Source organism: Aquabacterium soli (genome assembly GCF_003933735.1).
In the GTDB taxonomy this organism is placed as follows: Bacteria; Pseudomonadota; Gammaproteobacteria; order Burkholderiales; family Burkholderiaceae_C; genus Aquabacterium; species Aquabacterium soli.
Genome location: NZ_RSED01000029.1, coordinates 1 through 12,969, shown reverse-complemented (window position 1 = coordinate 12,969; position 12,969 = coordinate 1). Strand labels below are relative to the sequence as shown.

At 64.7% G+C, this 12,969-nt stretch carries 8 protein-coding genes; 4 read left to right on the top strand and 4 right to left on the bottom strand.

Features of this window, described 5'->3' with window-relative positions; genetic code table 11:
• The first annotated feature begins 33 nt into the window (after positions 1 to 33).
• The 4 genes from glnE (at position 34) to EIP75_RS22170 (ending at position 6,772) form a co-directional block, all read left to right on the top strand.
• On the top strand, positions 34 to 2,961 hold the full coding sequence (gene glnE / locus EIP75_RS22185; RefSeq protein WP_125245386.1) for a bifunctional [glutamate--ammonia ligase]-adenylyl-L-tyrosine phosphorylase/[glutamate--ammonia-ligase] adenylyltransferase: 2,928 nt from the start codon (positions 34 to 36) through the stop codon (positions 2,959 to 2,961).
• Positions 2,962 to 3,248: 287 nt separating this feature from the next.
• A complete protein-coding gene (locus EIP75_RS22180; protein WP_233584998.1) occupies positions 3,249 to 4,256 on the top strand; it encodes an EpsD family peptidyl-prolyl cis-trans isomerase in 1,008 nt (335 codons plus the stop codon).
• A 125-nt stretch (positions 4,257 to 4,381) separates the two neighbouring features.
• The gene (gene epsF / locus EIP75_RS22175) at positions 4,382 to 5,830 is read left to right on the top strand and encodes a chain length determinant protein EpsF (RefSeq protein WP_125245385.1); all 1,449 of its coding nucleotides are present in this window, start codon (positions 4,382 to 4,384) and stop codon (positions 5,828 to 5,830) included.
• Positions 5,831 to 5,842: 12 nt separating this feature from the next.
• Complete coding sequence (locus EIP75_RS22170) at positions 5,843 to 6,772, top strand: polysaccharide biosynthesis tyrosine autokinase (protein ID WP_125245384.1); 930 nt, start codon at positions 5,843 to 5,845, stop codon at positions 6,770 to 6,772.
• Here EIP75_RS22170 and EIP75_RS22165 read toward each other — a convergent pair.
• Genes EIP75_RS22165 through EIP75_RS22150 form a run of 4 tightly spaced genes read right to left on the bottom strand, consistent with a single transcriptional unit; the run spans position 6,759 to position 12,723 of the window.
• Positions 6,759 to 8,792 (bottom strand): hypothetical protein, encoded by a 2,034-nt coding sequence (locus EIP75_RS22165; RefSeq protein ID WP_125245383.1) that lies wholly within the window; start codon positions 8,790 to 8,792, stop codon positions 6,759 to 6,761. The genes EIP75_RS22170 and EIP75_RS22165 overlap by 14 nt on opposite strands.
• A gap of 12 nt (positions 8,793 to 8,804) precedes the next feature.
• Positions 8,805 to 9,953, bottom strand: a complete 1,149-nt coding sequence (locus EIP75_RS22160; protein WP_125245382.1) for a glycosyltransferase family 4 protein — start codon at positions 9,951 to 9,953, stop codon at positions 8,805 to 8,807.
• A 2-nt stretch (positions 9,954 to 9,955) separates the two neighbouring features.
• Entirely contained in the window at positions 9,956 to 11,227 is a 1,272-nt protein-coding gene (gene pelG / locus EIP75_RS22155; RefSeq protein WP_158622958.1) for an exopolysaccharide Pel transporter PelG, read from the bottom strand.
• A 2-nt stretch (positions 11,228 to 11,229) separates the two neighbouring features.
• A complete protein-coding gene (locus EIP75_RS22150; protein ID WP_233584996.1) occupies positions 11,230 to 12,723 on the bottom strand; it encodes an O-antigen ligase family protein in 1,494 nt (497 codons plus the stop codon).
• Positions 12,724 to 12,969: the final 246 nt, after the last annotated feature.

Below are 12,969 nucleotides of genomic sequence, written 5' to 3'. Positions count from 1 at the left end.
CCGATAACCGTAGCACAGAGCTGTTGCTGTCTTATGCATCTAAGTAATGACCTTGTTACCGGTGACTCGCCCCAGGCGGGTCCGCACACCGGGCCCGTCCGTGCTGATCACGCCCGGTATGTGCAACGCATTCGTCGCCGCTACGAGGCCGAGCGCGTCATTTTCGCCTCGATCGAGCCCGGGGTTCCGCAAACGCCTTCCATACAGGCACTTATTGACCGTTTGATGGCCGATGGCCGCCCTTTGGTGTCGGCCCTGCGCGTCACTCGGCAGCTGGTGCTGGAGCGCCTGGCCACGCTGGACGTTGAGCAGCACGCGGTGCTGGGGGACATCACCTCGGCGATGACGCAGCTGGCCGAGGTGACGCTCGATCTGGCCCTGAAGGCCGCGCAGGCCGAGCAAGAGCTCAAGCATGGTGCCCCGCTGGATTCCCAGGGGCGCCGCATCGACCTCTGGGTGGTCGGCATGGGCAAGCTGGGCGGGCGTGAGCTCAATGTCTCGTCCGACATCGACCTGGTCTACGTGTACGAAGAAGATGGCCAGACCACGGGCGCAGACAATGGCCGTGGCGGCCTCGGTGGCCAGATCTCGGCGCACGAGTTCTTCAGCCAGGTGGCGCGCAGCCTGAGCATGATGATCGGTGACACCACCGAAGACGGCTTTGTGTTCAGGGTGGACCTGGCCCTGCGTCCCAACGGCAACTCCGGCCCGGCGGTCGTCAGCCTGTCGATGCTGGAGGATTACTTCCTGGTGCAGGGCCGCGAGTGGGAGCGGTTTGCCTGGCTGAAAAGCCGCGTCGTGGCGCCCCGTGAGGCCATGCCCAAGGGCGAGCGCCACGACCGGGCCCTGGCCCTGCGCGATGTGGTGATCCCTTTCGTGTTCCGCCGTTACCTGGATTACGGCATTTTCGAATCGCTGCGCCAGCTGCACCGCAAGATCCGCGACGAGGCGAACCGCCGTGCCGCTGGCCGCCCTGAGCGCGCCAACGATGTCAAGCTCTCGCGTGGCGGCATCCGCGAAATCGAGTTCACCGTGCAGTTGCTTCAGGTGGTGCGCGGTGGCCAGTTTCCTGAGATCCGCACCCGCTCCACGCTCAAGGCCCTGCAGCGCCTGGCCGCGCGCAACCTGATCCCGGCTGAAACCGCCCAGCGCCTGGCCAACAGCTACGTGCTGCTGCGCCGCATCGAACACCGCATCCAGTACCTCGAGGACCAGCAGACCCACCTGCTGCCCACCGATGACGCCGACCTGGCCTGGATCGCCGCCAGCCTGGGCCTGGAAGACAGCATCAGCGCCTGCGGCAGCAAGCCCGATGAGCGCAGCGGCCCTTGCGAGCTGATGGGCGCGCTGTGCCAGGTGCGCGAATTTGTCGCCACCGAGTTCGATGCCCTGCTGCACGATGGCCGGGCCCCGGCGGCCGGCAACTGCAAGCAAGGCACCTGCGGCGGCCCACCTGTGCCGGTGGACAGCGAGGATTTCCATGCCATGTTGCCCGCCGCCATCGGCGCGCGCGTGGTCAGTTTCTCCAAGCAGCCGCGCGTGGCCGTGCTGTCCGATGCCGCCAAGCTGCGCCTGGCCAAGCTGATCGGCCGGGCCACCCGGCTGGCGCTGGCACCGCCCGACACCCCAGGCGAGGGCCCGCTGGGCGAGGCCGCCGTGCTGCGCTTCATCGACTGGCTGAACCCGCTGCTGCGCCGCGACAGCTACCTGTCGATGCTGGCCGAGCGCCCCGAAGTGCTGCGCCGCCTGCTGCGCCTGCTGGGCCTGGCCCGCTGGTCCATGCGCTACCTGATGCTGCACCCCGGCGTGATCGACGAGTTGGCCGATCCCCGCCTGATGGAGGGCCGCTTCGACCGCCAGGCCTATTTGAAGGACCTGACCGAGCGTCACCGCGCCTGGGGGAGGGCCGGGCAGGCCGATGAAGAGTCCCTTCTCGACACCCTGCGCCGCGCCCACCATGCCGAGGTCTTTCGCACCCTTGTGCGCGACGTCGAAGGCCTGGTCACGGTGGAGCAAGTGGCCGATGACCTGTCCGCCCTGGCCGATGTCACGCTCGACATGGCCTTGCGCTGGGCCTGGGCCCACCTGCAACAACGTCCGGGCAAGCAAGGCGCCTGGGCGGTCGGCCACCAGCCGCACTTCGCCGTCATCGCCTACGGCAAGCTCGGTGGCAAGGAGCTGGGCTACGGCAGTGACCTGGACCTGGTCTTCCTGTACGACGACAGTCTGGACGATGCGCCCGATCCCGATGCGGGCCCCGACAGCCCCAGTCCGATTGACGCGTATCTGGCCTTCGCACGCAAGCTCGTCAGCTGGCTGACCCTGCGCACCTCGGCCGGCGAGCTGTTCGACATCGACACCGCCTTGCGGCCCAACGGGAACTCCGGGCTGCTGGTCACCTCTTTCCATTCTTTCGATGACTACCAGCGTCAACGCGGCAGCAACACCGCCTGGACCTGGGAGCACCAGGCCCTGACGCGGGCCCGCTGGTGCGCGGGCGAGCCGGCCCTGGCTGAGCGCTTCGAGGACACCCGCCGAGGCGTGCTGTCCACCCGGCGCGACTCGGCTGCCCTGCGCGGCGAGGTCGTCTCCATGCGAGACCGCCTGCGTGAAGCGCACCCGGCTGGTGCAGGCGAGTTCGACCTCAAGCACAGCCGCGGCGGCATGATCGATGTCGAGTTCGCCGTGCAGTACCTGGTGCTGGCGCGCAGCCATGAGCATCCCTGCCTGATGGACAACGTGGGCAACATCGCCTTGCTGCAGCGCGCCGAAGATGTCGGGCTGCTGCCCGAAGGCTTGGGCGCACGCGCCGGCCAGGCCTACCGCGCGCTGCGCCGCCTGCAGCACCGGGCCCGCCTGGATGAGGTGCCCACCAGGTTGTCCGGCGAGGCCTTGCAGGCTGTCGACACGCACCGTCAGGCCGTGATGGCCTTGTGGGCGCACGTGTTCCCCGGCCTGTGAGCGTTGCCCGCAGGGTGCGGGCAACGCACTGTTGTTGATGGGCAGCAGACTCCCCGCATTCACGGGGGGCTCTCCCTTGTCACATCTGAACGGCACACTGTCCCGCCTGTTTTTTGCGGGAATCCTCGGGGCTACCTGGCCCTAAAACGACTGAAATGCGCTTGGTGCAACACGTACACTCGACATTTCTGCCGTCAAAGGGATCACCCTCGGGAACCAGATCAGGGCAGCCCGATTCACACCAACGAATTCGCTGACCCAGTCTTCAACTTTTTGATCCACGTTCTATGCACTTCGACCTGTACAACAAGCAACGCTCGCTCACCATGCCCCGTCTGGCACTCATCCCGGTGCTGGTGGCTGCCGCCCTGCTGACAGCCTGCAGCAAGGGCGACAAGGAAGCCAAGGCCAGCCAGGCCGCGGCCAGCGTCAACGGGCAGGAAGTCACCGTTCACCAGATCAACCTCGTGCTGGAGCGTCAACCCGGTCTCAAGCCCGAGCAGGTCGATGCCGCCAGCCGCCAGGTGCTTGAAGGCCTGATCGACCAGGAAATTGCCGTCCAGAAGGCCGAAGAAGAAAAGATGGACCGCGATCCCAAGATCGTGCAGCTGCTGGATGCCCAGCGCCGCAACATCCTGGCGCGTGCCTACCTCGAGAAAACGTCGACCGCAGCCATCGGCTCGCCCACGCCTGACGAGGTCAAGAAGTACTTCGACGCCAAGCCGGGCCTGTTCAGCCAACGCCGCATCTACATGCTGCAAGAGTTCACTGTTCAAGGCACCGCTGAAGAAACCAAGGCCCTGCAAGCCAAGCTCGAGTCCGCCCCTGATGTACCGGCCTTTGCCCAGGCCCTCAAGGATTCCGGCCTCAAGTTCGGTGTGAACCAGGTCACCCAGCCTGCCGAATCCCTGCCGCTTAACCTGATCGACCGCATCGCTGCACTGAAGGATGGCCAGGCCCTGTACGAACAAGGCAACGGCGGCATGAAGGCTGTGCTGGTGGTCGCCAGCCGTCCGCAGCCGCTCACTTTCGACCAATCCAAGCCACTGATCGAGCGCTTCCTGACTGAAACCAAGCGCCAGGAATGGCTGCAAAAGCGCGTGAAGGAACTGCGTGCCGAAGCGAAGGTGGACTACATCGGCAAGTTTGCCGAGAAGCCCGCCAGCGGTGCCTCGGGCGCGTCGGCGCCGGCAGCAGCCACGCCTGCGCCTGCCGCCACACCGGCGCCGGCCGCTTCGCCTGCTTCGGGTCTGGATGCGGATGCGCTCAGCAAGGGTCTGTCTGGTCTGAAGTGACCAGCGCGTGAGCGCTTCCACTTGTCAGTAGTAACCAGGAAGGAGCCTTTCACTGTGGAAGGTTCCTTTCAGTTTGTGCGCCACCGGCCGATGGTGGAAGAAGGCATCTCCCTGGAGTACGTCGGATGACGTTTGATCAGTTTCTCAGAATCGTTTGGGCCAGGTGGAAACTGGTGGTGGGCATCTTCGTGCTCGTCCTGGTCGCCACCTTTGTCGTCGGGCTGATCATGCCCAAGACCTACAAGGCCACGGCCACGGTTGTCATCGATTCGCGTCCCGACCCCATCTCCACCACCATGGCTGCGCTGGGGGGCTCGCTGCCCAGCAGCATCCTGGCCACCCAGATCGACATCATCCAGAGCAGCCACGTGGCCGAACGCGTGGTGCGCATGCTGCGCCTGGGCGAAGTCGCTTCCATGCGTGCGCGTTGGGAGTCCGAGACCGACAGCCGTGGCAGTTACGAGGCTTGGCTGGGCAGCATCATCGCCAAGGGGCTTGAAGTGCGTCCCGCCCGCGAATCCAACGTGATCGAGATCCAGTACGAGGGCAGCGAGCCCGCCTTCGCGGCCACCGTGGCCACGGCCTTTGCGCAGGCCTACATTGAAACCACGGTCCAGATGCGCAACAGTCCTGCGCGGCAGTATTCCGACTACTTCGAAGAGCGTGCACGCCAGTCGCGGGCCAAGCTCGAGGCGGCACAGACCAAGCTGGCCGAAGCCCAACGCCAGCGCGGCATCGTGTCCACCGAAGAGCGCCTGGATGTCGAACTCTCCCGTCTGGCCGAGCTCTCCAACCAGGTCATCCAGCTTCGGGCCATCCAGGTCGAATCTGGCACACGCAGCAGCCAGGCCCGCCGCAGTCCCGATCAGATCAACGACGTGCTGGTCAATCCTCTGATCGGCGGCATCAAGTCCGATCTGTCCCGCCAGGAAGCCCGTCTGGAAGAACTCAACGCCCGTTACGGCGACAACCACCCGCTGGTGCAGGAGGCCAAGGCCAACCTGAATGCTCTGCAGGTGCGCTTGCGCAATGAAACCTCCAAGATCACGGCCAGCGTGGGCATCACGGACAACATCGCGTCCAACCGCCTGAGCGAGGCCACCAAAGCCTACGACGAGCAGCGCGCCAAGGTGCTGGCCATGAAGGACCAGCGCACCGAGCTGACGCTGCTGGAAACCGAAGTCATCAGTGCCCAGCGCATCTATGACGCCATCCAGGTGCGCCAGAGCCAGGCCAGCCTGGAAAGCAACACAGGTCAGGCTGGTGTGGTGCTGCTCAATCCGGCCACTGAACCTGCGAAGCACTCGTCTCCGCGCATGATGCTCAACATGGCGGTGGCCGCTGTGATGGGCGTGTTGCTGGGGCTCATGGCCGCCTTCGGTGTTGAACTCTTTGATCGCCGTGTGCGCAGCCCATTCGATCTGATCCAGACGCTCGATCTGCCCGTCATCGGCATCCTGCCGGATCCGAATGCCAGCAAGAAGCGTCTGTTCCGCAGCCTGCGCAAGGGCTCGGAGCCGCCGCAAGGCTCAGGCGGTCATGCCGTCGTCGTCAAACCAGTGGCATCGGCTTGAGGGCTTGTGGTCATGAATTCATTCCAGACGTCTTACCCTTCGTCCTTCGGGGCGCCCGAGGATCGCAAGGATCCCGCTTTCCGCGACACCGAGCAGGGCTCAGCCCCTGATCGATCCATCGGCGAGATCATCAGCCAGGCCAACAAGCTGTCGCCTGAGCAGATTGAACAGATCCTGAACTATCAGCGTGAGAACGGCGTCCGCTTCGGCGAAGCCGCCGTGCAACTGGGGCTGGCCAACAGCGACGACGTGCTGTGGGCCCTGGCCCAGCAGTTTCACTACCCCTATGCATCTGAGGGCCGCGGCGAGCTGAACTCAGAACTCGTGGTCGGCGCAAGGCCTTTCTCGGAGCAAGCGGAAACCTTCCGCACGATCCGCAGCCACCTGATCATGAAGATGTACAGCGGTGAGGGCCCACGCCACGCGCTGGCCGTGCTCAGCCCCAACTCCGGTGATGGCAAGACCTACTTTGCAGCCAACATCGCGGTCGCTTTTTCCCAACTGCCCGGACGCACCCTGCTGATCGATGCAGACATGCGCACGCCCCGCATGCACGAGCTGTTCAACCTTGAGCGTGGTGATGTCGGCCTGTCCAGCATCCTGTCCGGACGGGTCGCTTCCAAGGTGATCCAGTCGGTGCGTGAGTTGCCCAGCCTGTTCGTGTTGCCGGTGGGGGTCACCCCGCCCAACCCGCTTGAGCTTCTGGAGCGCCCCGCCTTTGGCTTGCTGATCCGTGAACTGCGCACCAAGTTCGACCGCATCATCGTGGACACGCCAGCGGCCTCTGTCGGCACCGATGGTGCCGTGACGGCTGCCAAGTGCGGTGCGGCCCTGGTGCTGGCGCGCCGCAACCGCACCGCCGTGCCCTCACTCGAGAGCCTGGTGCGCACGGTCGGGATGGGCGCCACACAGATCGTGGGCACCATCCTCAACGAGTACTGACGCCCTCTGGGCGACCGAAGTCGCTCACGGCCTCGTTCAGGCGGTTCACCACCGCCTGGTCCACCACCTGCCGTCCCTTCTCATCCACCCGTGTCATGCGGGTGAAGCTGCCCCCAGGGCGGCATTCGGGGTTGTTGTCCTCGTGGTCGAACGAGTACAGCGCCACCATCCACACGCCGTGCTCGCGGAAGGTGCTCAGGCTCTGGTAGAGGGCATCACCTGCCTCGCTCGACGGCATCTTGCCGAAGCTCAGCGGGTGGTATCGGGTGGGGCGGGTCACGCAACTCGACGCGCCAAACTCGGTCACGGCGATCGGCTTGCCCTGCACCCCATAGCGCTGGTTGATCTTGTGGAGCAGCTTCAAGGAATCGTCCAATTGTTCGGCCGCATATCCCCGGCCCTGGGTGTCCCTCCCCAGCCGGTTGTAGATGTGGGCGCCCACAGCATCGCAGCGTGCCAGGATCGATTCGCCCTTGCTGGTTCGTGCGCCGTACACAAAAGCTGCCTTCTCCGGGCTGTCGGCCTGCGGGCAGATCACCGGCACCTCTGGTGCCACCGCCTTGGTGCCGTCATGGACCAGTTGGCACAGATCAGCCAGATCGGCCTGCGTGCCAGAGAAAAAGTCAGGGCTGTTCGGCTCGTTCCAGCATTCCACCGCCAGCACCCGGCCCTTGTACCGGGCCACGGTGTCCTGCACCATGCGCTGGTATGCCGGGAACAAAGCACGTTGCGGCGGAGCGGCATTGCCGTTCTGGCCCATGGCCGATGGCTGATGCGGGGATTGGCTGGCCCAGCGCGGCGATCCGGAGAAGGTCAGCAGTAGCCGCCGCTGGCCAGGCCCCGCGTGGAAATCGGCCCAGCGGTCGATGCCTCGCCAGTCGTAGGTGCCGTCGCCGGTCCACCACTGGTTCAGGTAGGTCAGGTCATTGGACAGGCTGCGGGCGAACTGATAGCGCACTGTCAGCGGTCCGAAAGCTTTTTCGCTGGGCCCCGGGTAACGATGGAAGGCATGGCCGATGAACACGCCGGCCTGTGCCACCACCTTCAGGCTGCCCACCTGGCGTGCCGGTTCGCTGCCGACCGACAACATCACCGCGGAGGCGCCCTGCGCCCAGTCCTTGGGGATCCGAAGCTGCCACCACGACTGCAGTTGCCCGTCGTCATCGCGGATCAGCACCGGGCGCTCGGCGGGGTAGGACTGGCTTTGCCCCGAGGGCGATTGCAGCACCAAGGTGCCGTTGGCCGGGCCCGAAGCCTCGGGCCATGGAACGCTCAAGGGCAGCAACTGCCCCGCCGTGGCCGTCCAGGTGCGGTCGGTCGGCGCTGTCGCGGCGGCAACAGACGCGGGCTGGGCCTTTGCTGCAGCCTGGGCCGTGGCGCCCGAGTTGCTCCAGTTCACGGCAGCCAGGCGAATCTCGCCCTTGAAGCCCGGGGGGATGTTGTGCAACGACAGGCGCGGGCGCAAGCTGGCGGCAGTCTGGTCGCCCTGTTCGTACACCTGTCCGCTGGCCCACACGGCGCTCACGGGCTGACCATCGCCCAGCACGGCCTTGAACATGCCGCTGGCCGGAGACGTGTCACCCAGGTAGGCGTCGTTCGGCTTGTACAGCTGAAAGCCCAGACCCAACAGCACCGGCTCGCGGATGTTGTCCGAGGCGCTCATGCGTGCACCCAGCACATAGCGTTCGCCTGGCGTCACTGTGGTGGCCTTGGAAGCCAGGAACAGGTTGTAGTTGGTGGTCCGGCGTGACTGGCTGTCCACCGCGATCACCAGCACCAGTTGGCCATCCTGGCCGGGTTCGGTGCGGTAAGTCACCGTCAGGGGGCCTTCCACCCGGTTGTCGTCCATCAACTGGTGGAAGTAGCCCGACGGGGGCTGTGAAGGATCCGACACCGAGGCCACGGCGTGCACCATGTCTGCATCCATCCAGTGGGCAGACGATCGCTTGAGCATCACCAAGGTCGTGGCCGACAGCACCGCGACGCAGGCGCCGATCCACAACCATGCTTTCATGCGCATGAGCCTGTCTCCTCAGCGGTGGGGTTTGACCCTGTCCAGACCGTGGCCGATCGCGTCCGCGAGTCCGCGTGCGGCATTGTCAAAGGTGTACTCTGCCACCAGTTCACGGCTGCGTGCAGACATTCTGTCGTACAGGGCCTGGTCGCTCAGCAGTTGCGTGGCAGCGTCCACCCAGGCTTGCAGATCGCCCAACGGACGCACATAGCCGCTGTCGCCGTCCACCACCAGTTCACCGGCCACGCCGGCCGTGGGGGTCACCACGACCGGTACCCCCGAAGCGCAAGCCTCGTTGGCCACCACACCCCATGCGTCGCGCACCGTGGGAAACAGCAGCACGCGGGCCCGGGCGTACAGCCCAGGCAGCTCGGCCTGCTTGGCAAAGCCCGGAAACTCCACATGCAGCCTGGTGTAGCCCTTGGCCTCTTCGCGCAGGCTGTCGTCCAGTGGGCCGGAGCCCACCATCAGGATGGACACGGCTCGCCCCAGTCTGCGGGCCACGCCATCGGCCACTTGCAGTGCGAACGAGGGGCTCTTCTCGGCAATGAAACGGGCGCAGAAGATCAGGTCTGCCTTGGCGTGTTGCGGCACTGTGCCATGCCCATAAGCCGCGTTGTTGGCGCACAGGTGCGACTTGAACATGGCACTGCGCGGGGCACCATAGTGCTCGTACAACTGCAGGGTGGCTTCGCTGGGCCCCGCGAAGGTGTCGATGTGCGGGTACATCCAGCGCCGCAGCAGGCGGTGCCAGCGCGACAGGCGCAACTCCGTGCTGATCGTGCCGTCGATCAGCATTCCCAGCGCAGCGCCATGCATGCGGGCATACAGGAAGGCCAGGATGTTGGTGGGGTTGAACCCATTGAGGAACACCAGCTCGGGCCTGATCTCACGCAGTACCTTCCAAACATCGATGTTGAAATGGATGAAGGTGTCGCTGGATGCCACATAGCGTTCGCGCAGGTAGTGCGCCTTGAAGCGGATCGGGTCGAAATCCCAGGCCCGGTCAGGCTCACGCGCTGCGGAAAAGATGAAGTGCACATCCCAGGCGGGGTTGTCGCTGACCGCGTTGAATACCGGTACGCGGTAGGGCGGCGGGTTGTTGGTCACCAGAGCCACACGCCGGCGTGCAAGGGGCTGTGCAGGGGCAGAAGAACGATTCGTCATGATCAAGGCTCACGCCAGCGCGAACGAAGGTGCAGATAGACAATCACTGCGATCGTCGTCACGGCGAGCAGGTTGCCCCACGCCACCGCCAGAAGAGAGTGGGGGATCGCTATCATGGTGAAGGCCAGTTGCACCACGTACGCGATCATTGAGGTCAGCAGCCACATGCGCTGGCTTTCCAGGCAGAAGAACACCCGCTCGAACACGTAGTTGGCACTCGCAACCACTGCGGCCAACCCGTTGATCACGAACAGCCCGATCAGCATGTTCCGGTCGGCATGGTAGAGGTCGGCGATCCAGGGCGACATCACCACCACCGCCGCGCCCGTCAGCAGCGACACTCCCACGCATCGGCGCACCTGGTGTGCTGTTTCGCGTTTCAGGGCCGCATGGCCTTCGGCCGAAGCCGTGCCCAGCGCATGCACGATCCGGCCGCCCCAACTGTTGACAGGCAGCTGCATCATCACGGCCCATTGAAGGCCGATCGTGACCAGGCCCACACCCACATGGCCGTGGTGCTGCAACACCCAGTAGATGCAGCACAGCCAGTTGGTGGCGTTGTTGATGAAGGTCGATCCGATGCTCGGCAAGGCATGGGTGAAGCGCTGCCAGGCGTCCTGGCGATCGGCCACGGTATCGATGGCCGATGTGGCCGATGCACGCCGCATCACGTACAGCCACAGCAAGATGCCGGGGGCCGCCATCACCACCGCGGCCTGCACCAATGCACCGGCCAGGCCCCAGGTCTGGATCACCAGCCAGCAACTGGCAATGCCGGCCAGCATCACGGCTGCGACCAGCCAGGATGCCTGCCGAGAGCGGTTGGCACCATGCGCCAAACCCAGCATGAACTGAGACAGCAGTTGCCCCAGCGCCAAGGCGGCCACCACGGCATAGCCCAAGGCGGGTGGCAGCCCTGGGCTGCCCTGCCCATCCGTGCGTGAGAACAGGAACCACGGGCCCAGCACCACCAGCAGTGCGCAGCCCGACAGCACCCATGCATTGCCGGTCAATACCCGCCGCCACGACTGGGTGTCCGGCCGGCGCGTCACCATCAGGGTGGCGCTGTTGGCCATGGCCTGCGAGACGGGGGTGGTCAGGCTGGCGGCCGAAATGAGCAGGCTGGAGTACGCGCCCAGCGTGCCCATGCCTGAGGTCCGTGAGATCAGCAAGGTCACCACGAAGCTCAGAACCCGCGTCAGCAGGTTCGATCCCACCAGCCAAAGAGAAGGGCTGTGCCACAGCGCGATGGCCCTTGCCCGAAGCGCAGCCAAGGTCAGGCGCTCCGCAAGGGACTGTGGGCGGTGTACAGGCCGGACTTGTTGTGGCGCAGCGCCCTAGGCTTGTTGCGCAGCAGGTACACGGACGTGGCAACGCACAGGCCCAGGCACACAGCCGAAGGCGATGCCGTACCGGAGAAAACGCGCTCGACCAGGGACTGGATCCAGAACATCGTCATCACCTGGAATGCACACAGTGCCATGCCACTGTCATGCGCATCCAGCCCATGGTCCTTCACGCCCTTGCCCACATAGCGCCAAAGTCCGGCGGTCACTGCCACCAGCAGCATCACCAGCGGCACCGTGCCTACCAGCCCGACACTGATCAGGCTTTCAAGCACGAAGTTGTGTGCTGTGGCTGCGCTGTTGCCATATTGGTCGTAGAACACCTTGGGGATTTCAACCCGAACGCTGCCCAGTCCATAGCCGAACAGCGGTTTTTCCTTGATGAGGCCCCAACAGGCTTCCCAGATGCTGCTGCGCCCGGTCAGGGTGGTCAGTTCCTGCACGGAGCCGCTGCGCGAGAACAGATCGGCCACCAGGCCCATCACACTCTTGAGCAAGTCGGGCTGCAAGGCCACGGCCAGCGCCATCGTGCCCGCCATCAGGATCAGCAATACCCCGATGATGCTCATCTGGTTCACGATGAAGAAAGACAGCAGCAACGCCCCGGACAGCCCCAGCAGGCTTGCCCGGCTGTTCGTCAGGATCAGTGCCGCCGCCAGCGCCGCCCCGAAAAAGTAGTGCATCCATCGTTTGCCACGGGTTGGTGCCCACCGGGCCATCATGCGTGAGATCAGGAAGCCCACGGCCACCATCGGCCCCAGGCTGTTGGCCGACCCTGTGATGCCTCGAAGACGGAAAGACCCCGGGTCGGCCAGGTCTCGTGCGTACAGAGGGATGAACGCCAGCATGGCCAGAGACACCACCGCTGCGACCACGGTCGCGATGTAGATGTACATCCACAGTCGTTGCAGGCCTTCCCGATCTTCGGTGGAGGCCTTGGCCGCCACGAAGACGATCCCAAGCAAAGTCAGGCCGGATCCCAAGCCCAGCAGCACGGTGCTGGAGTACGTCGCGGACAAGCACGCATACCCGGCGTAGATGAAGAACAGTCCCAGTATCGGGTGTGCAAATACCTTGCGCAGGCCGTTGAACAGGCCGAACCCGAACAGGAATACACCGATCAGCCCTTTGACGACCGACTGGGCATCGGCGCCCCCGCCCTGCACCAAGCCCTGGCGCACGGTCATGTCGAGGGTGAAGAAGATCAGCGTCAGCAGCACCGCGCCCATTTGCTTCGGCGGGTTGATGACATACAGCATGCCTGTCACCAGCAACAGCCCGAACGACAGGAGCACCGCCGGGATCTGCACCAGGAACATGTGCTGGCCGCTGAACATCCAGAACAGGCTACCGAAAAACAGCACCACCGACATCAGCATCAGCAGGCCGATGATGGACACCGACCGGTGTTGGACGTGATGCACAGATGCGGTGGCCGTCATCACTCGTAGTGGTCGNACATGTGCTGGCCGCTGAACATCCAGAACAGGCTACCGAAAAACAGCACCACCGACATCAGCATCAGCAGGCCGATGATGGACACCGACCGGTGTTGGACGTGATGCACAGATGCGGTGGCCGTCATCACTCGTAGTGGTCGTAGGCCTTGAACCCGGCAATCTTGACCAGGCTGTCGCGCTTGGCAGAGGCGTAGTCGCTTTTCACCATCT

Bases quoted from the DNA above. Each gene is read 5' to 3' on its own strand.
- EIP75_RS22180 (WP_233584998.1), top strand. From the start codon at position 3,249: ATGCACTTCGACCTGTACAACAAGCAACGCTCGCTCACCATGCCCCGT.
- EIP75_RS22160 (WP_125245382.1), bottom strand. From the start codon at position 9,953: ATGACGAATCGTTCTTCTGCCCCTGCACAGCCCCTTGCACGCCGGCGT.
- EIP75_RS22165 (WP_125245383.1), bottom strand. From the start codon at position 8,792: ATGCGCATGAAAGCATGGTTGTGGATCGGCGCCTGCGTCGCGGTGCTG.
- epsF (WP_125245385.1), top strand. From the start codon at position 4,382: ATGACGTTTGATCAGTTTCTCAGAATCGTTTGGGCCAGGTGGAAACTG.
- EIP75_RS22170 (WP_125245384.1), top strand. From the start codon at position 5,843: ATGAATTCATTCCAGACGTCTTACCCTTCGTCCTTCGGGGCGCCCGAG.
- glnE (WP_125245386.1), top strand. From the start codon at position 34: ATGCATCTAAGTAATGACCTTGTTACCGGTGACTCGCCCCAGGCGGGT.